Origin of the sequence: Collinsella aerofaciens (assembly GCF_039758965.1) — a bacterium.
GTDB lineage: Bacteria > Actinomycetota > Coriobacteriia > Coriobacteriales > Coriobacteriaceae > Collinsella > Collinsella aerofaciens_BR.
The window spans coordinates 14,099-37,892 of sequence record NZ_JBDMSL010000021.1 but is presented as its reverse complement, the minus strand read 5'-3'; the positions used below and the strand labels follow the sequence as shown (position 1 = coordinate 37,892).

Annotated in this window: 21 protein-coding genes; 3 read left to right on the top strand and 18 right to left on the bottom strand. The window is 59.1% G+C overall.

Annotated elements, in window-relative coordinates; genetic code table 11:
• Positions 1–129: 129 nt before the first annotated feature.
• From ABHU32_RS07880 to ileS, 11 genes are all read right to left on the bottom strand, one after another.
• Entirely contained in the window at positions 130–1,539 is a 1,410-nt protein-coding gene (locus ABHU32_RS07880) for an AI-2E family transporter (protein WP_346979566.1), read from the bottom strand.
• On the bottom strand, positions 1,536–2,327 hold the full coding sequence (locus ABHU32_RS07875; protein WP_022094589.1) for an RNA polymerase sigma factor SigF: 792 nt from the start codon (positions 2,325–2,327) through the stop codon (positions 1,536–1,538). Before ABHU32_RS07875 ends, ABHU32_RS07880 begins: the two co-directional genes overlap by 4 nt.
• Before the next feature lies 1 nt (position 2,328).
• Positions 2,329–2,706 carry an ATP-binding protein gene (locus tag ABHU32_RS07870; protein ID WP_006233993.1) on the bottom strand — a complete coding sequence of 126 codons (378 nt, stop codon included), beginning with the start codon at positions 2,704–2,706 and terminating at the stop codon, positions 2,329–2,331.
• A complete protein-coding gene (locus ABHU32_RS07865) occupies positions 2,699–3,286 on the bottom strand; it encodes a hypothetical protein (RefSeq protein WP_346979565.1) in 588 nt (195 codons plus the stop codon). The genes ABHU32_RS07870 and ABHU32_RS07865 overlap by 8 nt, the downstream gene beginning before the upstream one ends.
• A gap of 100 nt (positions 3,287–3,386) precedes the next feature.
• Complete coding sequence (locus ABHU32_RS07860) at positions 3,387–4,736, bottom strand: replication-associated recombination protein A (protein WP_346979564.1); 1,350 nt, start codon at positions 4,734–4,736, stop codon at positions 3,387–3,389.
• A 60-nt stretch (positions 4,737–4,796) separates the two neighbouring features.
• Positions 4,797–6,044: a deoxyguanosinetriphosphate triphosphohydrolase family protein gene (locus ABHU32_RS07855; protein ID WP_346979563.1), complete on the bottom strand. Its 1,248-nt coding sequence runs from the start codon at positions 6,042–6,044 to the stop codon at positions 4,797–4,799.
• A gap of 31 nt (positions 6,045–6,075) precedes the next feature.
• On the bottom strand, positions 6,076–6,498 hold the full coding sequence (locus tag ABHU32_RS07850; protein WP_346979562.1) for a prepilin peptidase: 423 nt from the start codon (positions 6,496–6,498) through the stop codon (positions 6,076–6,078).
• Between the two features lie 81 nt (positions 6,499–6,579).
• The gene (locus tag ABHU32_RS07845) at positions 6,580–7,875 is read right to left on the bottom strand and encodes a glycosyltransferase family 2 protein (RefSeq protein ID WP_022094595.1); all 1,296 of its coding nucleotides are present in this window, start codon (positions 7,873–7,875) and stop codon (positions 6,580–6,582) included.
• 82 nt (positions 7,876–7,957) lie between these two features.
• Positions 7,958–8,971: an RluA family pseudouridine synthase gene (locus ABHU32_RS07840; RefSeq protein WP_346979561.1), complete on the bottom strand. Its 1,014-nt coding sequence runs from the start codon at positions 8,969–8,971 to the stop codon at positions 7,958–7,960.
• Positions 8,971–9,498 carry a signal peptidase II gene (gene lspA / locus ABHU32_RS07835; protein WP_346979560.1) on the bottom strand — a complete coding sequence of 176 codons (528 nt, stop codon included), beginning with the start codon at positions 9,496–9,498 and terminating at the stop codon, positions 8,971–8,973. The genes ABHU32_RS07840 and lspA overlap by 1 nt, the downstream gene beginning before the upstream one ends.
• Before the next feature lie 445 nt (positions 9,499–9,943).
• Complete coding sequence (gene ileS, locus ABHU32_RS07830; RefSeq protein WP_346979570.1) at positions 9,944–12,721, bottom strand: isoleucine--tRNA ligase; 2,778 nt, start codon at positions 12,719–12,721, stop codon at positions 9,944–9,946.
• Positions 12,722–13,231: 510 nt separating this feature from the next.
• On the opposite strand from ileS, the gene ABHU32_RS07825 reads away from it, so the two are divergent.
• Positions 13,232–14,314: an iron-containing alcohol dehydrogenase family protein gene (locus ABHU32_RS07825; RefSeq protein WP_346979559.1), complete on the top strand. Its 1,083-nt coding sequence runs from the start codon at positions 13,232–13,234 to the stop codon at positions 14,312–14,314.
• A gap of 48 nt (positions 14,315–14,362) precedes the next feature.
• Here the strand turns inward: ABHU32_RS07825 and ABHU32_RS07820 are convergent, their stop codons facing one another.
• Both ABHU32_RS07820 and ftsH read right to left on the bottom strand, forming a co-directional pair.
• Positions 14,363–14,818 carry a 2-thiouracil desulfurase family protein gene (locus tag ABHU32_RS07820; protein WP_195625084.1) on the bottom strand — a complete coding sequence of 152 codons (456 nt, stop codon included), beginning with the start codon at positions 14,816–14,818 and terminating at the stop codon, positions 14,363–14,365.
• An 81-nt stretch (positions 14,819–14,899) separates the two neighbouring features.
• Positions 14,900–16,792, bottom strand: a complete 1,893-nt coding sequence (ftsH, locus tag ABHU32_RS07815; protein WP_171021520.1) for an ATP-dependent zinc metalloprotease FtsH — start codon at positions 16,790–16,792, stop codon at positions 14,900–14,902.
• A gap of 92 nt (positions 16,793–16,884) precedes the next feature.
• On the opposite strand from ftsH, the gene ABHU32_RS07810 reads away from it, so the two are divergent.
• On the top strand, positions 16,885–17,370 hold the full coding sequence (locus tag ABHU32_RS07810; RefSeq protein WP_346979558.1) for a cob(I)yrinic acid a,c-diamide adenosyltransferase: 486 nt from the start codon (positions 16,885–16,887) through the stop codon (positions 17,368–17,370).
• 22 nt (positions 17,371–17,392) lie between these two features.
• Here the strand turns inward: ABHU32_RS07810 and ABHU32_RS07805 are convergent, their stop codons facing one another.
• The 4 genes from ABHU32_RS07805 to thyA form a co-directional block, all read right to left on the bottom strand.
• Entirely contained in the window at positions 17,393–18,742 is a 1,350-nt protein-coding gene (locus ABHU32_RS07805; protein ID WP_195544370.1) for an MATE family efflux transporter, read from the bottom strand.
• A 125-nt stretch (positions 18,743–18,867) separates the two neighbouring features.
• Positions 18,868–19,782, bottom strand: coding sequence for a TrmH family RNA methyltransferase (locus ABHU32_RS07800; protein ID WP_195503179.1), 915 nt, complete (start codon positions 19,780–19,782; stop codon positions 18,868–18,870).
• A 109-nt stretch (positions 19,783–19,891) separates the two neighbouring features.
• On the bottom strand, positions 19,892–20,410 hold the full coding sequence (locus ABHU32_RS07795) for a dihydrofolate reductase (protein WP_117746018.1): 519 nt from the start codon (positions 20,408–20,410) through the stop codon (positions 19,892–19,894).
• A 9-nt stretch (positions 20,411–20,419) separates the two neighbouring features.
• Positions 20,420–21,268, bottom strand: a complete 849-nt coding sequence (thyA, locus tag ABHU32_RS07790; RefSeq protein WP_006234017.1) for a thymidylate synthase — start codon at positions 21,266–21,268, stop codon at positions 20,420–20,422.
• A 166-nt stretch (positions 21,269–21,434) separates the two neighbouring features.
• Here thyA and ABHU32_RS07785 point away from each other — a divergent pair, with 166 nt between their 5' ends.
• A complete protein-coding gene (locus ABHU32_RS07785) occupies positions 21,435–22,199 on the top strand; it encodes a NifB/NifX family molybdenum-iron cluster-binding protein (RefSeq protein ID WP_346979557.1) in 765 nt (254 codons plus the stop codon).
• Between the two features lie 116 nt (positions 22,200–22,315).
• On the opposite strand, the gene ffh is transcribed toward ABHU32_RS07785, so the two are convergent.
• A complete protein-coding gene (gene ffh / locus ABHU32_RS07780; protein WP_346979556.1) occupies positions 22,316–23,791 on the bottom strand; it encodes a signal recognition particle protein in 1,476 nt (491 codons plus the stop codon).
• Between the last annotated feature and the right edge of the window lie 3 nt (positions 23,792–23,794).

Below are 23,794 nucleotides of genomic sequence, written 5' to 3'. Positions count from 1 at the left end.
CATCGAAACAGTTCAAACGTAACGATATTACCATCCCACCGCGCCTGTGCAAAAAAGAGGGTCGCCAAACAGCGACCCTCCAGCGAAATTGCATGTTAGCACGTATGAATGTTAACCCGAATTACCCCGCTAGTTGTCGTCATCGTCCATGGAGCCGTCGATGCCGGTTTTGGTATCGTCGTCCGAGTTGGAGTCATCGTCCTTGGCAAAGGGGTTCTTGAAGAAGCCCGTGGCATCGGGCTGCAGACCAGAGAGCTTAATCCAGGGATTATCGAGCTCGGGCTTGGGCATGGCCTTGGCCTCGGGCGCAGTCTCGTTGCCGATGAGCTCAGACTCGTAGATGAAGGTGTCGTCGCCGAGCGCGTCGTAGGCGGCGACCGGGTTGCCATCGGCATCGCGGTACGGCGTGCCCTTAAACACGGCGCCGTCATAGGCCACAAGCTGGCGGCCGGTCTCATTCTCGAAGTAGTACACGAAGATACCCTTGAGGGCCGCACACAGCGGGATGGCAATAATCATGCCGATGGGCCCCATGAGTGCCGAGCCAATAACGAGCGCCGTGAGGCTCATGATGGGATGCACCTGCACCGAGCTCTGCATGACCTTGGGCGAAATGACGTTATCGGTGACGTTTTGCGCGACCATAGTCACGATGAGCGTCCATAACGCCAACATAGGGCTGAACATGAAACCGAGCACTGTGGCGATTGCTGCGCTCACCCAAGGACCGACGACCGGAACCAAATGCATGATGCCGGTAAAGATAGCCATGAGCGCCGCATACGGATGGCCGATGATCATAAAACCGATAAAGGCGAGGAAACCACCGCAGATGGACGTCACGACCATACCGCGCATGTAGCCGCCGACAGAGCGAGAAAGAATGGCGACCATAAAGCGGTACGAGGTCTCCTTCTCCTGACCGATGATGGTGCAAATCTCGTGGTGCATGCGAGGGTAGTCGCAGGCCATCCAGTAGGCAAGCACCAGACCAAGGAAGATCACGAACAGCTGCGAAGCCGTATTGGTGATGAGCGGGAACACACCGCGGCCAAGCTCGGCAGCGATCTGAGACACATACTTCGATGCCACGGCAACCAGCGACGAAAGATTATCGTCCAAATACTCCTTGAGCGGCGTGTTGTTGAGCGTCTTGGCATGCGAGATCATCTCGTTGAGATCACCGCCCGCAACACGAAGCTGCTCGGGCAGGCGGCTCAGGACTTCCATGATCTGACCAAAGAGAATCGGCGACAAGATGCAAACGACACCGACGAGCACGGCAACAACAACAATTAGCGCAATAAGCGAACCGATGCCGCGATTCACGCCATGGTGCTCGAGCCAGTTGGTGATCGGGGACATCACAAAAGCAATGATGGAGCCAACGGCAAGAAACTCAATAACCGGCGCCAGGATGCCCATAAGGTTAAAGATGACAGCGGCGATGACAATGCAGCCGACAACAGCCCAAATGCGCAGCGTCAGAACGCGGGTGTCGCGCAGCACGCGATCGGTTTGTTGGGGGTGCTCACTCATGAACGAATCATCACTCCGTCGGGGTCGATCTTGTCCTGAATCTTCTTAAGCGTGCGGCGCAGCAGACGCGAGACCTGCACCTGCGAGATGCCCAGCTTCTTGGCAATCTCGATCTGGGTCATGCCCTTCACAAAGCGCAGCTCGATCACCTCGCGCTCACGCGGCGAGAAATCGCGGATGGCTTCCTCGATCACCAGGCGGTCATCGGTAAAGTCGAGCTCGTTGTCATCGTCGGCGTAACGGTCGAGAATCGAGGGCGCATCGTCGGAATCGGACGCACCAGGAGCCTCGATGGGCACCGAGGTATAGGCCGAAGACGATTCCATAGCCTCGAGGACCTCATCGACAGTCACATCTAGATACTCAGCGATCTCCTCAACCTTGGGCGAACGCTGCAGCTCGTTGGTAAGTTTGTCAGTAGCCTGGTTGACCTTGGCCGAGAGCTCCTGCAGACGACGCGGTACGCGCACACTCCAGCCCTTGTCGCGAAAATGGCGTTTGATCTCGCCCAGGATAGTGGGTGTCGCAAACGTCGTGAACTCGAGTCCGCGCTCGGGATCAAAACGGTCGATAGCCTTGAGCAAGCCCAGATAGCCGACCTGCATGAGATCGTCGAGCGGCTCGCCGCGATTCTTAAATTTGTTGGCAAGAAACCTTACCAGGTTCATATGGGACATGACGAGCTGCTCACGGGCGTCCGGATCACCGGTCTCCTTGTAACGACGAAACAGCTCGCGAGTTTTCTCCTTGTCCCAAGCGGTCTTGCCGCTCCGGGAACGTTCGGTCATATTAGATATCCGCCTTGAGGTCGAGGGAAAGCGTCAGGGGCGCCGTAGTCTTTTCGTAGGAGTCGCACACGCTCGCGAGGATGAGCTCGGCATACACCGCAGCCTGGTCGTCTTCATCGACCGTAGCCTGGTCGCCAAAGGTAATAGTCATGCCAACGTGGGTCTCATCGACATCGAATTTGATGGTGATGTCATCGCAGTCGACCGCGGTGCAACCAAAGATGAAAGCCTCCTCAGCAGCCATGCGGATGTCCTCGATGCGATCGACAGACATAGAGCACAGGGCACCAACGTTGGCTGCCGTCATGCGCACAAGGCGAGCGAGACGCGGGTCACCGGCAACGGTCAGCGTGATAGGGCAGGTTGCTTCGCTACTCATCGCAGGACTCCTCAGAGGTCTCGGCGGGCGTATAGGTGTAATACTGAGCCGGCTTGGATACAGACTTCTGACCATCATCGTCGCCCGCGGCGGCCTCGTCCTCGCCAATTAGGACGCGCTCGGTAGGCTGCTCGGCCTCCGCAGCGGCAGCGGCGAGCTTGCGATCGGCGTTGGCTGCAGGAGCCTTCACCTTATTGAAGAGCTTCTGCACAGCACCGGCGGCAGAGTCGGTCACGCTCGACACAGCATTGCTGGCCTCGGCCATGCTGCCCGTAACCTCGGAAATGTCGCGAACCACGGCTTCGACCTCTACGAGATTGGAGGTAAGGGCATCAACTGCCGTCTTGCTCGACTTAAGCAGCGGCTCCATCTGGGCAAGCGCCGGCGTAAGCTCATCGACAGCGCCATCGAGCTTTGCCACCACAGGCTGAGCCTCGGCGATGGTGTTGTTGAGGTCGTTCACGGTCTTATCGAGCGAGTCGACAACATTGCGGGTCTTGCGCAGGGTAAGCGCGAGCTCAGCGATGGCCCACACGCCGGCAACGGCGAGCAGCAGCAGGGCGATTTGAATGGGACTCATACAAGCCTCCCGGAAGAATCGAAATACAGACGCTTTTCATGGTACCCCAAAGGGGACCGAACATGCCAAGAGCAGCAACGTGGGACAAAATTATCAGCAGCTACCTCGGTGCATTCCCGCTGCGGTCGCGTTCGCTTTGCTCTACGCGCCACTCTTCCCAGCCGCGCCCGGCAGGCTGCCAAAATGCACCGCGTTCCAAGCCATCGGGCAAATAGCGCTGATCGACCCAGCCTTCGGGATAATCATGTGGATACTTATACACACCGTATTCATCGCTGCCCGGGCGATGGCGATCGCGCAGATAACTCGGCACCTCGCGAAGCCCACTAGAATGGATATCGGCCAGCGCCGCATCGATCGAAGCCTCACACGCGTTGGATTTTGGCGCCAAGCACACATAGAGTGCAGCCTGAGCCAGGTTAATGCGGCACTCGGGATAGCCAATGACCTCGGCAGACTTAAACGCGGCATGCGCCACCAAAAGCGCCTGCGGGTCGGCGTTGCCAACATCCTCAGAAGCGTGAATCATAATACGGCGAGCGATAAACTTAGGATCCTCCCCAGCATCGATCATGCGCGCGAGCCAATAGATCGTGGCATCGGGGTCACTACCGCGCATAGACTTAATAAACGCACTGATGATGTCGTAGTGCATGTCGCCGTTTTTGTCGTATGTAAAGCCGCGACGCGGGTTGGCGATCTTCACGTCATCCACGGTGATGGGATAGCGCTCCCCCGCCGCGGGCGCTGGCGTTCCCTCGGTATCGGGACGCGTGACGGCAATCTCGCTCGCAAGCTCGAGCGTCGTGAGCGCCGAGCGAGCGTCACCCGCTGCCAGCGTGCAGATGGTCTTGACCGTATCCTCATCGGCCGAGAACTTACCGTTCAAGCCCTGCGGTGCCTCAAGCGCACGTTCAATAAGCGTGGCGATATCCTCATCCTTCAGATGCTCAAGCTCCACCACACGCCCACGCGACAACAGTGCCGAGTTGACCTCGAAGTACGGATTCTCCGTCGTGGCGCCAATCATAATGACGGTACGGTTCTCAACTGCATGCAGCAGGGCATCCTGCTGCGACTTAGAGAAGCGGTGAATCTCATCGATGAATAGAATGGTGCGGCGGTCGTAGGTATTCAGGCGCGTCTTGGCCTCATCAATCACGCGGCGCAAGTCCTTCACGGTGCCCGTCACAGCGCTGACCTCGACAAACTCGCTCTTAGTATGGTTGGCGATAATATGGGCCAGCGTCGTCTTACCCGTACCGGCCGGCCCATACAAAATCACACTGGAAAGCACGTCGTGTTCGATCGCGGCACGCAACCATGAGCCCTTACCGACGGCCTTTTGCTGGCCCACATACTCGTCGAGCGAATTGGGGCGCATACGCACCGCAAGCGGCGCATTCTGAAAGGAACGCTCGCGCGTCGAAGCAGAAAAAAGGTCGTCCATAGCCATCCCGTGTATCAATCAAAAACGTTTTCCACTAACAGTATACCGAATATATACGAACTACCGTTCGTTAATATAGGTACGGTGCGGAAACTCCAGACCGGGGAACAGCTTGCTCGTCAGTTCGCAGAAATAACCGTCCGTCATGCTCGCGATATAATCCACCACGGCTTGATCCTTGTCGTCCTGCCAGGCATAGGTGCGATCGTAGTAGGAAAGCTGCTGCTTAATGCGCGAAATATGGTGCTTAAAGATGTACGAGGACTCGTCACCACTGTTTAGATCCCGCAGGCAACGGTCGTAGAGCTTTTCGAACGCCTCGCGCAGCTCCACCTCGGAATCGCCTTCGATACCGCCCTTGCTATAGATCTTCTCGTAGTTCTCGCGCTTGGCTCGGCGGATTTCCTCAAACAGGTCCTCGCTCATCTCGATGCGCGGCTTACCATAGCTGTGCTCAACGATATCGATGGAGGCATGCGTGAGGATCCAACTGTTGTAGGCACCGCCCCGGCCATCATCAAAAGCGTCGGGTGACAGCAGGCCCGCCGCGATCGCATCCTGACGGTCACGACCGACGTAGGCAAGAATATCCGAGATGCGAACGACGCAGCCCTCGAGCGTCATGGGACGCAGATGCCCAATTGCGCTATAGCCCGTGGCAATGCAATCCTCAACCGTCTGGTCAAACTGGTCAAAGGAGCTCATGTCCGAGAGCTCAAACACACGCTGCTCGTACTCGCCGTTATGGCATAGCACGCCGTCGAGCGTCTGGAGCGACACGTTGCGGCCGTACAGTGTGTCGAGCACGCGGACCGACTGCACGTTATGGAAAAAATAACGCCCCGTACGCTCATGATAGATATCGTTGAGGAAACGCTCGCCGGCATGGCCGAAAGGCGTGTGTCCCAAGTCGTGACCCAGGCCAATCGCCTCGATCAGATCGCAATTGAGCCCCAGGGCGCGACCGATATCGCGCGCAATGCGGGAGACGAGCTGCACGTGCAAACCGCGGCGTGACAGATCGTCATTGCTACGGAAGCTAAAGACCTGCGTTTTGCCTGCATAACGGGTGTACGCCGGAAGATGAAGTATCTTTTCGGTATCGCGCATAAACGCCGGGCGCATAAGCGTGCCTTTGTCGGCGGCGCGATCAATACGACGAATGACCTGATCGTCGTTGCAACGATACGGGTTGACATAGCCCGAAGCACGATCGGCGGCAATGCGCTCGACAAGTTCGGGCGACAACGCCGAGGGAATACGGTCCATGCGCGCCTTAATGACGGCCGTTTCTTGATTAGTTGCCATGGCATGCTCCTTAAGAAGGATGCGCAATCGGTTACAAAGTGCAGCCCACGACCTCGATTATGGCAAAAATCGGCACCAAAAACGGGAGCAATGGCAGGGAGCGTGATTTTGTGAAGAGGCAGGAGAGGGCCAGGGCCAGGAGTGCGACGGCAAATGCCACGATGCCACCCATAGGGTCGAGCGTGCAAAGCGCGAAGAGCGCCTTGGCATCCCCCATGCCGATGCCCGGGGCGTGGCGAAGGCGCCGCCAGAGCGACTCAGTGAGCACAAGGGCAAGGTAGACGATGACCGCAAGACCGGCGTGGTCAACCGCTGTGTTCAAACCGAGGTCGAGCCAAACGCCCGCCAACGCCGCCACGGCACATGCGCCGGCAAGCCCATTGGGAAACCGTCGCTCTCGGGCATCAATTGCCACGCCGGCAAAGATGCAAATCCAAAACGGGATATAGGCCATCGGACTCCTCCTCGAGCTGCATCGCAAAAGCAAAAACCACCACAAAGGTGCCTGTCCCCTTTGCGGTGGTTTTGGTGGTGGTTATTTGGCGCCTTGCATGACCTCGTCAAGGGTAACGTTGACGGCGTGCTGCGTCGGCACCCAGTCGACCTTCAGGAACAGCGCGGCCACCGTGATGGGGATATAGCTGAACATAAAGATCGGGAAGGTAAACAGGTTAGTCACCAGGCGCCACTTTTGCGCGCAGTGAATATGCTTGTACTCAAAGATAGTCGTGAGCAGCGCCAGGATAAAGAACGTCTGATACATCATGGCGAAGGTCATAATGAGCGAAGCGGCGCACGCCTGCATCTCGACTTCGGTTGCCAAGAAACCATGCGAAAGGCCACCCACAATCAAGAACGTCGCATTAGCGAGCATCGAGATCAGCGATAGCAGCATACCCGGGGCGATCGTCATGAACATGTCGTAGGCGGCAAAGCGATGATAGCGGAACGTCGACTTGACCAGATGCTTACCGTAGGTAAAGAACACCTGGTAAAAGCCCTTGGTCCAGCGCATACGCTGCTTCCAGGATGCCTTGAACGTCACGGGTTGCTCGTCAAAGAACTCCGCCGGCGCATAGCCAATGCGAATACCGTGAATGGCGCAGAACGTGGTGAACTGAATGTCCTCGGTCAGCGTATGGAACTGCCAACCGTGCATGCCCTCGATAACGCTGGCGGAGATGAGGTAGCCCGAACCCGAGACGGCGCAGGACGTCTTGCAGATATTACGCGCGTTGTTGAGGAAGCGCGCCTCGCGTAGATACCACGTGGCATTAGCAGCCGAGATCCACGAGCTGCCGAAGTTCTTGGAATTGCGATAGCTCGTGACCACATGGAAGCCCTGGTCAAAGGCATCATTCATCTTGGAAACGTAATCGCGGGAGATAACGTTATCGGCATCGAAGATAAAGTAGCCCTCAAACGTGTCGGGATACTCGTTGAGAATGCGGTCGAAGCCAAAGTCCATGACCCAGCTCTTGCCCTTGCGGGCCAGGTCATTGCGCTCGTAAACAATGGCACCGGCCTCGCGCGCGAGCTGCGCCGTGTTGTCGGTGCAGGCATCGGCGACCACGAAAACCTCGATGAGCTCGGACGGATAATCCTGGTCCTTGATGGAGCGAACGAGGTTGGCGATCACGGCCTCCTCATTATGCGCCGCGATAAAAAAGGCATAGCGATGGAGTTTTTTGGCCTTGGGAGGCGCGACCTCGCCACGAAGAGCGCCAATGACAAAGAAGACCACCTGGTACAGAAAGCAGACCGTGAGCAGCGTGACGACAATCTGGTTGAAGATCACGATGGGTGTGTTGGTTTGTAAAAAGGCGAGCATGCAGGCTCCCAGCAACGTGTAACGTAAACAATCGTATATCTTACCGCAGGCTTACCGAGTTCAAGAAACCACCTAATACTGGCTAGGCTTCGAGAAGACCGAGCTGCGGAACGATTTCATCTCCAACGGCCGTGCGACCGAGCGAGCGCGGAGCCAGATCGTCGAGAACCGCAGCGAGATCCCACGGCAACTCGTCACGGCACTCAATGCGCTTCCCCGTTACGGGATGATCGAACGCAACGCGCCAAGAATGCAGGAACTGCCTGGTCAGGCCCTGATCGGCACGCGCATCGCACTTGCCGTAGAGCGGATCGCCCACGCAGGCGTGGTTGATATGGCGCATATGCACGCGAATCTGATGTGTGCGGCCCGTAAACAGGTGGCACTCAACGAGCGTATAGCCGTCGTCAAAACGCGTGGAATCAAAGCGCTCGAGGACCTTAAAGGTCGTAATGGCCTGACGGGCAAAGGGGTCATCCGAAACCGCCATCTTCACGCGGTCGCGCGTGGAACGGGCAATACCGGTGTTGATAGTGCCCTCGTCCATGGCGATGTGACCGTGAACGAGCGTGATATAGCGACGGTCGAGCGTGCGCGTGCGGATGAGATTCTGAAGCGCGCGCTGGGTGTCGTCGTCTTTTGCCGCGAGCATAAGGCCCGAGGTATCGCGATCCAGGCGATGCACGATGCCGGGGCGGTCCTCACCCTGCACAGTACCAAGATGATCGATGCCGCAGTGGTAGACCAGAGCGTTCGCAAGGGTGCCGCTCTCGTGGCCATGGGCGGGATGGCACACCAGGCCCCGCTGCTTGGAGAGCACGATAAGGTAGTCGTCCTCGTAGCGGATATCGAGGGGAATGGCCTCGGGAATCACGTCGGTCGGGTCGTGCGGCTCGGGCAAGTCGACCGAGATGCGATCGCCGGCGCGTACGGCGTACTTTTTAGAGAGACAAGTCTCACCGTTGACGGCAACGGCGCCTCCCTCGATCAGATGCGCGCAGGCAGAGCGCGTGGGACAGCCATCGTTGGCGCCCAAATAGGCATCAAGACGCTGACCAGCGGAATCGTCGGCAACAAGAATATGGATGTCGGCCATTAACGCTCATTCCTTTCGCGAATCTTGCGGGCACGCTCCCCACGCTGCTTGGCTTTGCGCTTAGCGCGGGCCTCATCACGGGCATTGAGCTCGGCAGTCGCATCAACCTCGCGGGCCGCGGGACTCAAGAACATGTAGCCGAAGAGGGCGAGCACAACGCCCACGGTAATGCCGATATCGGCCACATTGAAGACGGGAAAGTCGATGAAGGTGGTGGCAATAAAATCGGTCACAAAGCCAAAAGTCAGACGGTCGATAGCGTTGCCGATAGCACCGCCCGCAACCATCGCCATGCCCACAACCTCAAGATGGGCGAGCTGGGGTGCACGAACGAGGTACACGGCAATAGCGATAATGACCGCCAACGCCAGCACGGCAAACGCGATGCCATGCCCCTCGCCCATGCTAAAGGCGGCTCCGATATTGCGGACAAATAGAAAGTCGATCACACCGGGGATAACAGTCACATGCAAAGCGTCGCCCACGGCACGAACCGCAAGCTTGGTCAGCTGGTCAACAAGCAGCACAACCAGCGCCACCCCACCAGCAACACCCAACCGCCAACGCAAAGGCGGCGTCATATCCCCAGCACGACCCAAATTAATCCCCTACCCTCAAGATCATCGAATTACGTTTAATACAAAGAACTATCTTATATTGCCATACGCAGAACGCACGACATATCCACCAACGCAAGCGAAATAACCAGCTAAAAACGAAAGCGACATTCCGAATAACGGAATGTCGCTTAATAGCTTTCGACTAAAAACGCAAGTCGAAAGAAAGCCTCTAGCTCCAGCAATGGAAACGCCGCGTTATCGTCACCAACAGCGAAAACGTCCCTAAGCGAGCAAGGTGACGTGAAAGAGGAGGGAAGCGTACTTTGGTACGCGACCGACGATTGAACGTCAGATTGCCGCTTAGGGGCGTTTGCAGCGTCGGTAGGTTACGGCGTTCTACGAACGCCGTAACCTACAGCGCATCAGCGCAGCGCTTACAGATATGCGCGTGGCCGTTGTACTCGCCAACGGTGGTGCGGTAGTTCCAGCAACGGTCGCAGCACTCGCCCTCGGCAGCTTCAATGGCAACGGAGAGTTCCTCGCCCTGGGTCAGCTCAACATCGGAGACGATGTAGAACTCGGCCAGGTCGACGGCCTTATCACCGGTCAGCAGCGCGTACATCTCGGCGGGAACGACCGCCTTGACGCGGACCTGCTGGCTCTTGGTGAAGGTGCCGGCAGAACGGGCATCCTCAAGGGCCTTGGTCACGGCGCTACGGAGCTCGAGCGAAGCCTCGAGCACGCCCTCGAACTCATTGGCCTCGTCGACCGTGATGGGCGACTTGTACCAATCGAGCAGCGCGGCGTACTTCTGGTGATCGACGCAGCCAGCGGGCGCATATGCCATGGCCTCGTCAACCGTGTAGGACAGGATCGGCTGCAGGTCGCGCATGAGCATCGAGAAGAGCTCGGCCAGCACGGTCTGGGCGCTGCGGCGCTCGAGCGAGCCGGGCTTATCGCAGTACAGACGGTCCTTCAGGGCGTCGAGGTACACGTTGGAAAGCTCGGTAACCACGAAGTCATAAATCGCACGGTAAGCGCGCGGGAACTCGTAGCAAGAGTAAGCGTCGTCGACCTCGGCCTGAACCTGAGTCAGGCGGGCAACCATGAGCTTGTCGAGCGGCAGCAGGTCGGCAAAGGCGACGCCGTCGGTCTCGGGCTCAAACTGACCCTCGAGCTCGGAGAGCAGGAAGCGCAGCGTGTTGCGGAAACGACGGTAGGCATCGGACGTACGAGCGAGAATCTCGTGGTCGATGGAAACGTCGGAGCTGGTGTCGACGGAGGCAACCCACAGGCGGATGATGTCGGCGCCCATCTCGTCACAGACCTTATTGGGGTCGATGACGTTGCCGAGCGACTTGGACATCTTGCGGCCCTGGCCATCGAGCGTGAAGCCCTGCGAGACGACCGCCTTGTAAGGAGCATGGCCGTTGGCGCCCACCGAAGTGAGCAGCGAGCTCTGGAACCAACCACGATGCTGGTCGGATCCCTCGAGATACACGTCCGCCGGGTACTCAAGCTCGGGGCGATACTCGCAGACGGCCTTCCAGGAAACGCCGGAGTCCCACCACACATCGAGGATGTCCTTATCGGCCTTGAGGTGATGGCCGCCGCACTTGGGGCAGACGCAAGCCTCGCCCAGGTAGCTCTCGGGAGCGTCAGTAAACCAGGCGTCGGAGCCCTTCTCGTGGAAGAGCTTGATGACGGCGTCGAGCGTGGCGTCGTTCATGACCTTCTCGCCGCAGTCGGCGCAAGTGTAGCTGGGGATAGGCACGCCCCAGTTGCGCTGGCGGCTGATGCACCAGTCGGGACGCTGCTCGACCATGGCGCCAATGCGGTTGGCGGCATGGGCCGGATACCACTTGACGTTCTCGCGGACCTCCTTGCCAGCCTGCTCACGCAAACCGGTCTTGTCCATCGAGACAAACCACTGGTCGGTAGCACGGAAGAGCACCGGGTGCTTGCAGCGCCAGCAGTGCGGATAGCTGTGCGTGATCTTCTTCTCGAGGACCAGGGTGCCGCGCTCGCGCAGGAACTCGATGATATGCGGGTTGGCCTCGTCGGTATCCATGCCGCTGAAGGGGCCACCGGTGCCAAACTCCTCACCGGTGTAGAACTTGCCGTCGTCATCGACCGGCATGCAGATGTCGGTGATGCCCTCCTTGAGGCAGGCAAAGTAGTCGTCGACGCCGTGGCCGGGCGAGTTGTGGACGATACCGGTACCGTCATCGACACCGACGTAATCGGCCAGCAGCGCCACGCCCTCGACACCGTCAAAGATCGGCTGCTTATAGTGAATGTGATGGAAGGTCTCGGCGGGAACCACATAGGGCTTGCCATCGACCACAACCGGGGTGTACTCCCAGCCAAACTCCTCGCAGCACTTGGGAGCCAGGTCCTCGAGCATGACCTCGGCGCGGCCGTCGTGCTCAACGGCGACGTAGGCGGCGCCGGGCTTGAGAGAAACGGCCTGGTCGGAGGGGATGGTCCACGGCGTGGTCGTCCAGATGATAAAGTCAACCGGGCCGTCGAAGTTCTCGAGGCCGGCGGGATTGGAGGTCATCTCAAAGCGCACGAAGATGGACGGGCTCGTCTCGTCGGAGTACTCGATCTCGGCCTCAGCGAGTGCGGTGTGGCAGTGCTTGCACCAATGGACGGGCTTGTGACCGCGATAGATCATACCCTTATCGAACATGGCCTTGAAGACCTCGATGTCGGCAGCGTCATGCTGGTGATAGAGCGTCAGGTAGGGGTTGTCCCAGTCGCCAAGCACGCCCAGGCGACGGAAGCCGGCCTTCTGCAGCTCGATGTTCTCGACAGCGAACTTGTTGCAAAGCTCGCGGATCTTAGCCGTGGAGGTCTGGTTGAACTTCTCGGTGCCGAGCTTCTCCTCGACCTTATGCTCGATCGGCTGGCCATGGCAGTCCCAACCGGGGACATAGGGAACCTCATAGCCCTGCATCATCCAGTAACGGTTGATCATGTCCTTGGAGATCTTGTTCATGGCGTGGCCGATGTGGATCGGGCCGTTGGCGTACGGAGGGCCGTCGTGCAGCACGAACTTCTTGTGACCCTCGTTCTTCTTCAGAACCTGCTCGTAGACCTTGTTGTCCTGCCAGTCCTTGAGTCGCTTGGGCTCGGACTTGGAAAGACCGGCACGCATGGGAAAACCGGTCTTGGGCAGATTCATCGTCTGCTTGTACTCGTTTGCCACGGTACCCCTTTCATGTCGTGGGCGCGCACGCCCGTTGGGCACCAAAAAAGCGCCCGTCCCTACAAGCTGGGACGAAGCGCCACAAAACGGACTGTACGCCCGCAAAAGCTCTTCGTTTAACCACCCAGCTTAGATGCCCTCGCCCGCGTATTCGCGCGCTCGCATCCGTTACTCGGCTGGCCTGTATCGACGACCATCTCGGCGATATCTACTAAGACGAGCCTGTGCGACGCGTCCGTTGGGACCGCAGCTCCGGGGTGATTTTCATCGGTCGCATGCACGGGTTCTCAGCGCTCCCCGCTCTCTGTAACATGCGGACGGCCGACTACTCGTCCCCATCAACGCTTATGCGGAGTATGCTAGCACGTTCCGCGCCGGCGAAAAACCCTCAACACTGGTTTTATACGTTCGAAATTTCTCGCGGCTGTGGACCTTCTCTAGGAGCAAAATACCTGAAAGCACTTTAACTAACGAAAGAAGGCTGCCATGCGCACAATCGGAATGAGCGACTACACCGTCGGCGAGGATTGCTTTACCGAGCTGCCCGCCGCACTGGCGGAGTACGGCGCGAAGAAAGTCGCCATCATTGGTGGCAAGCGAGCCCTAGCTGCGGCGCTGCCGGGCATCGAGGCGGCGCTTGAAGGTACCGACGTCGAGATTCTGGAGACGCGCGTCTACGGCACCAACAGTACGCGCGCCAATATCGCCAAGGTCGTGAACTCCCCCGCTTGCCAGCAGGCAGACGTGCTTATCGCCTGTGGCGGCGGCAAGGCACTCGACACCGTCAAGACAGCGGCAATCGAGCTCAAGAAGATTGTCTTTACGGTGCCGACGATTTGCTCTAACTGTTCCGCCGCGACCGCCATTGCCGTCGTCTACAACGACGATGGATCGCTCGAGGGCTATTCGTACCCCAACCGACCGGCGCACATCTTCATCAATCCCAAGATCATCGCCGAGGCTCCGGCGGAGTACTTCTGGGCCGGCGTGGGCGACGCCCTGTCCAAGCAGCCCGAAGTCGAGTACGCCACGAGCGCCGGCGACCTGGAGCACACCGCCGGCCTTGGCCTGGCTCTTGCCCACACCTGTTCCGAGCCGCTGTTTACCTACGGTGTTCAGGGTCTTGAGGACGTTCGTCAGAATCTGTCGAGCGAGGCCGTCAAGCAGATCGCGCTCGACATCGTGGTCAACACGGGCTATGTCTCGAACCTGACCAACCAGAACGATTACTACTACAACTCGAGCGTGGCGCACGCGTTCTACAACGCCACCTGCAGCATTCCGCGTGAGGGCACCTACCTGCACGGCGAAGTCGTAAGCCTGGGCGTGCTGGTGTTGTTCGCCTACACGGGCGACACCGAGAACCTTAAGCGCTATGCTGACTTCAACAAGCAGATGGGGCTGCCCGTAACGCTTGAGCAGGTCGGGCTTTCCGAGACCGATATCCCTGCCCTGTGCGAGCACGCGCACGCCACCAACGAGTGGAAGCAAGGCAACCCGGAGCCCTTCACCAACGAAAAATTCGCCGCCGCCATCAAGGCCGCCAACGCCTACGGCCACACGCTCTAGACCCAGGCCAAAACCACCACAAGGGAGCAGCACCTTTGTGGTGGTTTTTTATTGCTCCAGCATGCTGGGGTCGAACTCGCTAGCCGGGATCACGCGATAACCGTGGCGGAGCAGTAAATCAACGAAGACGCCGTTGCCCGCCGTGAGGGTGCCACTGAATGTTCCGTCGTAGATGAGGCTCGCGCCGCACGAGGGACTACGGTCCTGCAGGATGCACGCGGCGATCTCTTCCGGCCCACCCGCCTGCTCGCACATGTCGAGCGCACGTTGGGCGCCTAGGCGAAATTCCAGGTCAACGGACACGCCCTCGCAGGTACAGACCTCGCCGTTCACAATCTCGGACGGCTTGCGCGGCGTGGGCAGGCCCCCAAAGACCTCAGGGCACACCAAGAGGACCTCGGTCCCTGTACGCTCGCAGGCCTCGACCAACTCGCGATGATAGTTGTCGAGCCCATTATACTTGCAGCTCTCGCCCATCAAGCAGGCGCTCACCACGATCTTCATTTCCATCCCTCTCAAGCAAAACGCCCCATTTGAGAAAGCTGCTCAAATGGGGCGTCGGCGTTTACTGGCTCGGCCGCGGCTTTACTGCTGCTTGGGCATCAGCGGATTCTCGCGCGTGAGGAGGTTCATGAACTCCTCGCCCGTGATGGTCTCCTTCTTATACAGATAACGAGCCAGCTCGTGGAGCTTAAACTTGTTCTCCTTCAGAATCTGCAAAGCGCGGTCGTGCGCATCCTCGATCAGCTTGGCGACAATCGCGTCCACGCGCTCGGCCGTACCGGGGGCGCAGGTGAGCGACGTGTCCTGATTGAGATACGCGTTCTGCACGGTACCGAGCGCCATCATGCCAAACTCGTCGGACATACCAAAGCGCGTCACCATATTACGGGCGAGCTTGGTGGCCTGCTCGATGTCGTTGGCGGCGCCGGTCGTCATCTCTCCAAAGATGAGCTCCTCGGCTGCGCGGCCACCGCAATAGACAGCGAGCTTGTCCAAGACCTCCTGGCGCGTCGTCAGGAAGCGCTCGTCCTCCTCGACCTGCATGGTATAACCAAGAGCACCGCTCGTGCGCGGCACGATGGTGATCTTCGTGACCGGCGCAGAGCCCTTCTGGCGAGCGGCAACGATGGCATGGCCGATCTCGTGATAAGAAACGACCTGCTTCTCGTGGTCGGACAGCACCGTGGACTTACGCTGTTGGCCGGCAATGACGACCTCCACCGACTCCTCGAAGTCGTCCTGGGTTGCACGCTTGCGACCCTCGCGAACGGCGCGCAGGGCGCCCTCGTTGATGATATTGGCCAGGTCGGCGCCCGAGGCACCGGGCGTGGCGCGGGCAATCGCGGTCAGGTCGATCGGCGGCTCGGTCTTCACGCTCTTAGCATGCAGCTCGAGGATGTTCTTGCGGCCGGTCAGATCGGGCAGCTCGACGGGGATGCGGCGGTCAAAACGACCGGGGCGCAGTAGAGCGGGATCGAGACTGTCGGGGCGGTTGGTTGCGGCAAGGACAACGATACCCTTGTGGTTATCGAAGCCATCCATCTCGGTCAGCAACTGATTGAGCGTCTGCTCGCGCTCGTCGTTGCCGCTAAAGCCGCCGCCATCGCGCTTCTTACCGATGGTATCGATCTCATCGATAAAGACGATACACGGTGCCTTTTCCTTGGCCTGCTTAAACAGGTCACGAACCTTAGCAGCGCCGCGACCAACAAACATCTCAACGAACTCAGAGCCCGAAATGCTAAAGAACGGAACGCCCGCCTCGCCGGCAACAGCCTTGGCAAGCAGGGTCTTACCGGTACCCGGAGGGCCAACAAGGAGAGCACCGCGCGGCAACTTGGCGCCGATCTCCTCATAGCGCTGCGGCTTCTCCAGAAAGTCGACGACCTCCTTGAGAGACTCCTTGGCCTCTTCCTGGCCGGCGACATCCTTAAAGGTCACGCCCACGTCCTTGGAGGCGATCACGCGCGCGCCGGACTTACCCAGTCCGCCGCCGCCAAAACCGCCGCCGCCAAAGTTCATCGACGGGCCGTCATCGCCCATAGCCTTCTTCATGCGGCGGTTGAGCCACCAACCGATGAGGAAGAAAATCGCCATGGGAAGAATGAGTGTGAGCAGGTAATAGGTCATCAAACCCGAGTTTTTATCGGGAACGACCGACTCCAGCGAAGCGCCAGACTCAAGCACGCGATCGGTAAAGCCCGCATCGTTCGGCACACCGGTCGTCTTATAGGCGATGTTCTCGTCCTCGCCCTTCTTGGTGTAATAAATCGAGTAATCGTCCGTGTTGTACTCGACCTTGTCGACACTCTTCTTATCGAGCGCTTTGACAAACGTCGAGTAATCGGTCTTCGTAATCTGCTGCGTGTGACCGATGTTGGGGAACAGAACGGTCGAGAGCACGAGGTAGACGACGAAGGCGATGAGCACGTAGAGGATCATATTCCGTCTACGCTTGTTGTCATCCATCTCCATCTGCTTGAACTCCATCTACTGGGGTTGATAATGCTTTCTAGAATACCCAACCCGAACGGCGATAAACCGACGCCGGGCACGAAAAGACAGAGATGGCATCACTGGAAGTCGGCAAGGTTCAAATCTATACGGGCGACGGCAAGGGCAAGACGACGGCTGCGCTGGGGCTCGCGCTGCGTGCCACGGGCTATGGACTTAACGTGCTCATGCTTCAGTTTGCCAAGAAGCTGCACTGCGCCGAACATGATGCAGCACCTCGTTTAGGGCTACGCATCGTACAAGCCGACCGCGACACACCCGAGGCTTGCGCCGCGCAGATCATGGAGCTCGCATGCGAGCAGATATCACAGGTCGACGTTCTGATTTTGGATGAACTCGGCGAGGCCATGCGCCGCGGCTTCGTGACGCGCGAGGATGTCGAAGCGCTGATCGCGATAAAGCCCGCCACCACGGAGCTCGTGCTCACCGGCCGGGGCTTGCTGCCCCTCGCGAACCTCGCCGACCTTGTCACCGAAATGCGCCCCATCAAACACTACTTCGACGAAGGACTCCTAGCCCGCCAAGGCATCGAATACTAGCCATTGGGGACGTCCCGAATGGCTAGGCGGTGGCGCGGCCGAGCCAGTTGCCGCTGTGGTGGTAAATGGTAAACATCGTGGCCGTGATGAGCCAGGTTACGGGGTAAACCAGCAGTAGATGCTCGAGCGACGGATCGAAGGGCATGATCGCAAACACCCAGATCACCCTCAAGACAACGGTGCCAAAGATGGTGAGCATCATAGGCTGCAAACTCACGCCGGCGCCGCGGATGGAACCCGAGGCGTTCTCGATAATCGAGAAAATCGCATAGAACGGCGCAATGAAATGGAGGATAGTCGTGGTGTACGCCGAAATCGAAGCATCGTCGACAAACAAACGCGACAGCGGGCCCGAGAACACCAGCAGCACGGCAGACAGGCCACCAATGAGCATAAACGACAGCACGAGCGACGTATGGTAGCCCTTGCGCATGCGCTCGTAGTTGCGCGCGCCAAAGTTCTGCGCCGAGAACGTAGTGATCGATACGCCGAGCGCCTCGGTCACCATCCAGATAATGCCATCCAGGCGCCCAGATAGACCCCAAGCAGTCGTGACATCGGCGCCAAACGAATTAACCGACACCTGGATCAGCACGTTCGAGATCGAATAGGCAGCCGATTGAAAACCGAGTGGCAGACCACACGAGATCATACTCTTGCAAATACCGCGATCGATACCGAGCTTAGACAGCGAAAGACGCCATGCACCCGGAGCGCGCATCATGCGCAACACGATCATCGTTGCATTGGAGCAAATGGTCAGCGCCACTGCGATGCCGCAGCCCAGCGCCTCCATATGCAACACAGCGACAAAGATGATATCCAGCACCACGTTAACAAGGCAGCCAGAGGCAATGATCACGGCGGGCCCGCGCGTGTCGCCCACGGCACGCAGCAGTGCGGTTCCCATATTCAGCAGCAGTGCCGCAACCATCGCGGCAAAATAACAGCGAGCATAGGCCACACCCTCGGCCAATAGTTCATGCGGCGTGTTCATAAGCACCAGCATGGGCTCAACGAACACTATGCCAAGAATCGAGAAAGCGATACCGCCCACCAGCGCGAGCGTCATGGCTGTATGGACCGAACGACTCAGTCGCTCATCATCGTGCTGACCAAAATACTGACCGGTAATGACCGCGCAGCCGGCGCCGACGCCAACGCAAAAGCCAATGCAGAGCTCGGTGAGCACCATCGTAGCTTGAATGCCACCTAGCGCGAGCTTGCCGCCAAACTGACCGACGATATAGGTACCGATAAGCGTGTAGGCCTGCTGAAAAAACGAACTAAAAAAGATGGGAACGCACAGCGAAAGCAGCTGCTGCCAAATGACTCCTTGCGTTACATCGATCGCCGTAGATTTCTTAGCCACACGCCCTCCCCACACGCATACGTCAAACAGCAAAACAGCAATTTAAAACCAAAGCCAAAACCAGCTTAGCACCGACTGGCGGCGACCGAAACACCCCGAATTAGAGCGCGGTGCGGAATAAGTGCCTAGTGATACAAACCCGGCTGGTAGTGATACTCATTGCTCACGTGCGGGCACAGCTGCCAAAAGGCGACAGCGCTCGCCGCGGCCACGTTGAGCGAATCGACCCCGTGCGCCATCGGAATGCGCACGGCTCGGTCGCAGCCCGCGATAGTCTTGGCGCCCAGGCCGGCACCCTCGGTGCCCATAAAGATCGCCAGGCGATCAACCTCCTGCAGCGCAGGATCGTCCAGCGAAACGGAGTCGTCCGTCAGCGCCATCGCAGCGCACGAAAAACCGGCTTCGTGCAGTGCCGCCAGGCCATCGTGCGGCCACACACGAGCCTCGCTGCCAATACGCGTCCACGGCACCTGAAACACCGTGCCCATGCTCACGCGGGCCGAGCGACGGTACAGCGGGTCGCAGCACGTCGGACTGACCAAAATACCGTCGACATTGAGCGCGGCGGCCGAGCGGAAAATCGCACCCACGTTCGTGTGGTCGACAATACCCTCGAGCACGCACACGCGCACCGGGCGCTCCCCCGCCGCCTCGACGACGCCACCCAAGAACTCATCAACCGGAATCTGCCGCGGGCGACGAAACGCCGCGAGCGCACCGCGCGTCACGTTAAAGCCCGTCAGCTGCTCCATGAGTTCCATGGAAGCCACGAACACAGGAACCGGACCTGCGCCCTCGCGCACAACCAGGCGCTCAAACAGCGGCATCATCTGGTCGAGCCAGCGTTCGCCCAAAAGAAAGCTCACCGGCTCGTATCCGGCACGCACCGCGCGCTCAATAACCTTGGCACTCTCGGCGATAAAGATGCCCTTTTGCGGCTCTAGCACGCAGCGCAGCTCACGCTCGGTCAGTCGCACGTAGGCATCGAGCCGCTCGTCCTCGAGCGAATCAATTCGCAGAACCTCAACGGCATCAGTCATAGCAGCCTGCCCGCACCCTTCTTTACAGCACATCTATACCAAACGAGGCGACGCTAAGCGCCGCCCCATACATTCAATCAACCCGATAATACCGTTCACGCCAGGCGATTTACGCCTCAACGCGACGATACGTCACGAACTCATAATCGACACCCTCGTCGCCCTCGCCCGAGGCAATCGTGGCAACACCGCCACGCCACGCAATCTCCCACGCGGGATCGGCGTCCAAATCGGGAAAGTACGTGTCCACGGCATGAGTGCAATGGTTGTGCGTGACCTCGGCCTCGGCGCAATACGGCAAAAACTGCCGATAGACATCGCCGCCGCCGATCACCCACGCAACGGGCTCATCGGCAACCGCGGCGAGCGCCTCGTCGATGCTATGCACCACGTCGACGCCCTCGACAGCAAAATCCTCGTCGCGGGTAAGCACGATATTGCGACGGTTCTTGAGTGGACGCCCACCGGGAAAACTCAGCAGCGTCTTGCGCCCCATGATGACCGGGCAGCCCTTGGTGCAGGCCACAAAATGGCGCATGTCGGCGCGATTGGACACCACCATGTCGCCCTCGCACCCAATGCCCCAATCGTCACACACGGCAACGATAGCAGATAGCTTACACGTCATGAGCACCACCTACACCGCAATGGGAATGTTCTTGACCTGCGGACCGTGCTCGTAGCCCTCCACAATCAGGTCGTCGGTCGTAAACGCATAGAAATCGTGCACGTCGGGGTTAAGCGTTACCTTAGGCGCCGCAAACTGCGGACGCTCGATAAGTTCGCGGACAATATCGACATGACGGTCGTAGATATGGGCGTCGGCGATCACATGCAGCAGCTCGCCAGGAATCATATCGACCGACTGCGCAACCATCATCAGCAAGATGGCGTACTGGCACACATTCCAGTTGTTCGCGGCCAAAATGTCCTGGCTGCGCTGGTTGAGAATCATGTTAAGTGTGGGCTTATCGTCCTGCGGACGCTGCGTGACGTTATAGGTCACGCTGTACGCGCACGGGTACAGGTGCATCTCGGACAGGTCGCTAAACACATAGGTGTTCGTCATAATGCGGCGGCTGTACGGCGTGTGCTTAAGGTCGTACAGCACGCGGTCCATCTGATCGAAGTCGCCCTCGGCGTAATGGCTCTTCTGCCCAATCTGATACCCGTAGGCCTTGCCGATGGAGCCGGTCTCGTCAGCCCACTCATCCCAAATATGGCTGTTGAGGTCATGCACGTTATTGGACTTCTTCTGATATATCCACAGGATCTCGTCCATGGCAGATTTGAGGGCCGTGCGGCGCAGGGTGAGCGCAGGGAACTCCTCGCGCAGGTCGTAGCGCGCCGTAACGCCAAAGTTTTTAATGGTATAGGCAGGGGTGCCGTCCTCCCACACCGGACGGACCTTTTGGCCCTCGGTGGTGGTGCCATGGTCCAGAATGTCGCGGCACATGGCTACAAACTGTTGATCAGCCTTGCTCATTGACCCTCCTGTCAGTCGTCTATAAGCGATTTTTATTGTAGCCCAGGCGCACGCGGCCCCACAGCCCAAACATAACCCCTCATTTTCTGACATATGCCAGGAATTACTTGCGCAAATCCGCACGTTCGCTATTCTATTGTTGACATATGTCAGATTTGGAGAGTGTATGTCAGGAAGACGAGAAAAATTACGCCGCGTTGGGATCATCCCCGAATATCGCGGCTTTACCCCCGATGGCCTTGCCAGCGGAGACGCTATCGATATGACGGTCGATGAGCTCGAAGTACTGCGCCTGTGCGATCTGGAGGGCCTCAATCAGGAGGCCGTCGCCCTGCACATGGGTATCGCCCGCGCCACGGTGGCGGCAATCAGCAGTCGCGCGCATCGCAAGGTGGCAAACGCGCTGGTCAATGGACGGGCGATCGTCATCGAAGGCGGCAACATCGCGTACTCCCCCATCACCACGACGACGGCCGCATGGCCAGCAAAGGAGGTCGGCACCATGAGGGTGGCAACAACGTACGACAACGGCAACATCTTTATGCACTTTGGCCGCAGCGAGCAGTTCAAGATCTACGACATCCAGGATGGCAAGGTGCTCAACGAGCAGGTCGTAGGCACCGGTGGCACCGGCCACGGCGCCTTGGCGGGCCTGCTTGCCAACGGTGGCGTTGACACGCTCATTTGCGGCGGTATCGGCGGCGGCGCTATCAACGCGCTTGCCCAAGCCGGCATCACGGTCTATGCGGGCGCCCAGGGCAGCTGCGATGCCTGCGTCGAGGCCCTCATTGCCGGCACGCTCGCACAGAACGGCGAGGCCACCTGCGACTGCCATGGACATGACCACGAGCACACCCATGAGCATGGCGAGTCCTGCGGCTGTCACGGCCATCACGACCACGACGGACATGAGGGCTGCGGCTGCCACTAGCGGCACATACCCCGGCGCCAGCACGCTTCCGCGCGTGCGACAACCTGCGAACGAACGGCGAAGGCCGCCTGGAGTACCATCCAGGCGGCCTTCGCCATACTCGACTCAACCAGCCGTTACTTCTTATTACGCATCTGCGCTTCCATCTGGCGCAGCAGGTCCATATCGGACTTGGGGCCGCCCGTACCCAGGCCGCCCATGCCGCCCAGGCCCATAGCGTCCAGGCCGGGGATATTGGGCATGCGCATCTTTTTGCCCTTCTTACCCTTCTTGCCCTTCTTGCCGCCGGCCTGCGCCTGATTGGCCATTGTGCGCATGCGGCCCATCATCTTATTCATCTCGCCCCACTGCTTCATAAGGCTATTGACCTCGGTGGGGGTCACACCGGCGCCCTTGGCAATGCGGGCACGGCGCTGGCCGTTGATGATGGAGGGGCGAAGGCGCTCCTCCTTGGTCATCGACATGATAATGGCCTCGTTCTTGTCGAAGATGCCCTCGTCCAGGTTGCCGCCCATCTGGTTAAGCGCACGCTGGCCGCCGGGGAGCATGCCCAGGATGCCCTTCATGCCGCCCATCTTCTTGACGGCCTTCATCTGGTCGAGCATGTCGTTCATGGTGAAGCCCTCGCGCAGCATACGCTCGGCAGCCTCGAGCTGCTCGGCGTCGGCTGCCTCCTGGGCCTTCTCGATGATGCCGACAACATCGCCCATGCCCAAGATGCGCTTGGCCATACGATCGGGATAGAACGGCTCCAGCGAATCGGGCTTCTCGCCCATGCTCACGAACTTGATGGGCTTACCGGTCACCTGGCGCACAGAAAGCGCGCCGCCGCCACGGGCGTCGCCGTCGAGCTTGGAGATGATCACACCGTCAAAGTCGGTGCGCTCAGCGAAGGTCGAGACGACGTTGACGATATCCTGGCCGGTCATGGCATCGACGACCATCAGCACCTGATCGGGCTTGACGGCCTTCTTGATGTCCACGGCCTCCTGCATCATCTGCTCGTCGATCTGCAGGCGGCCGGCGGTATCGACGATGACCACATCGCGCAGGTGGTCGACGGCCTCCTGAATGGCGCCCTTGGCGATGTCGACCGGGTGCTCGCCGTCACCGCGGAAGACCGGAACGCCAATCTCGCCGCCGAGCGTGGCCAGCTGGTCGGCAGCGGCGGGACGGTAGACGTCGCACGCGGCGAGCAGCGGGGAGCGGCCCTGATTCTTGAGCAGGTAGGCCAGCTTTACGGCCGCCGTAGTCTTGCCGGAGCCCTGCAGGCCCACGAGCATGATGACATTGGGAATGCGGTTGCTAAAGACAAGCTTGCTCTCGGTGGAGCCGAGCATCTCGGTAAGCTCGTCGAGCACGATCTTGACGACGTTTTGCGCCGGCGACAGCGACTCCATGACCTCGGCGGTCATGCAGCGCTCCTTGGTCTTAGCGACAAACTCCTTGACGACCTTGAAGTTGACGTCGGCCTCGAGCAGCGCCATACGGATATCGCGCATGGCCGAGGTGATATCGGCCTCGGTCAGCTTGCCCTTGCCGCGCAGGCGGTCAAATGTGTCGTTGAGGCGATCGCTCAGAGAATCAAACACTAG

What these genes read in the sequence shown, in the direction of transcription:
- ABHU32_RS07845 (WP_022094595.1), bottom strand. Translation starts at nt 7,875, where the DNA reads ATGCTCGCCTTTTTACAAACCAACACACCCATCGTGATCTTCAACCAG.
- ABHU32_RS07875 (WP_022094589.1), bottom strand. Translation starts at nt 2,327, where the DNA reads ATGACCGAACGTTCCCGGAGCGGCAAGACCGCTTGGGACAAGGAGAAA.
- ABHU32_RS07865 (WP_346979565.1), bottom strand. Translation starts at nt 3,286, where the DNA reads ATGAGTCCCATTCAAATCGCCCTGCTGCTGCTCGCCGTTGCCGGCGTG.
- ABHU32_RS07785 (WP_346979557.1), top strand. Translation starts at nt 21,435, where the DNA reads ATGTCAGGAAGACGAGAAAAATTACGCCGCGTTGGGATCATCCCCGAA.
- ileS (WP_346979570.1), bottom strand. Translation starts at nt 12,721, where the DNA reads ATGAATCTGCCCAAGACCGGTTTTCCCATGCGTGCCGGTCTTTCCAAG.
- ABHU32_RS07855 (WP_346979563.1), bottom strand. Translation starts at nt 6,044, where the DNA reads ATGGCAACTAATCAAGAAACGGCCGTCATTAAGGCGCGCATGGACCGT.
- ABHU32_RS07840 (WP_346979561.1), bottom strand. Translation starts at nt 8,971, where the DNA reads ATGGCCGACATCCATATTCTTGTTGCCGACGATTCCGCTGGTCAGCGT.
- ABHU32_RS07880 (WP_346979566.1), bottom strand. Translation starts at nt 1,539, where the DNA reads ATGAGTGAGCACCCCCAACAAACCGATCGCGTGCTGCGCGACACCCGC.
- ABHU32_RS07800 (WP_195503179.1), bottom strand. Translation starts at nt 19,782, where the DNA reads ATGACTGATGCCGTTGAGGTTCTGCGAATTGATTCGCTCGAGGACGAG.
- ABHU32_RS07825 (WP_346979559.1), top strand. Translation starts at nt 13,232, where the DNA reads ATGCGCACAATCGGAATGAGCGACTACACCGTCGGCGAGGATTGCTTT.
- ftsH (WP_171021520.1), bottom strand. Translation starts at nt 16,792, where the DNA reads ATGGAGATGGATGACAACAAGCGTAGACGGAATATGATCCTCTACGTG.
- ABHU32_RS07860 (WP_346979564.1), bottom strand. Translation starts at nt 4,736, where the DNA reads ATGGACGACCTTTTTTCTGCTTCGACGCGCGAGCGTTCCTTTCAGAAT.
- ABHU32_RS07820 (WP_195625084.1), bottom strand. Translation starts at nt 14,818, where the DNA reads ATGAAGATCGTGGTGAGCGCCTGCTTGATGGGCGAGAGCTGCAAGTAT.
- ABHU32_RS07810 (WP_346979558.1), top strand. Translation starts at nt 16,885, where the DNA reads ATGGCATCACTGGAAGTCGGCAAGGTTCAAATCTATACGGGCGACGGC.
- thyA (WP_006234017.1), bottom strand. Translation starts at nt 21,268, where the DNA reads ATGAGCAAGGCTGATCAACAGTTTGTAGCCATGTGCCGCGACATTCTG.
- ABHU32_RS07795 (WP_117746018.1), bottom strand. Translation starts at nt 20,410, where the DNA reads ATGACGTGTAAGCTATCTGCTATCGTTGCCGTGTGTGACGATTGGGGC.
- ABHU32_RS07850 (WP_346979562.1), bottom strand. Translation starts at nt 6,498, where the DNA reads ATGGCCTATATCCCGTTTTGGATTTGCATCTTTGCCGGCGTGGCAATT.
- ABHU32_RS07870 (WP_006233993.1), bottom strand. Translation starts at nt 2,706, where the DNA reads ATGAGTAGCGAAGCAACCTGCCCTATCACGCTGACCGTTGCCGGTGAC.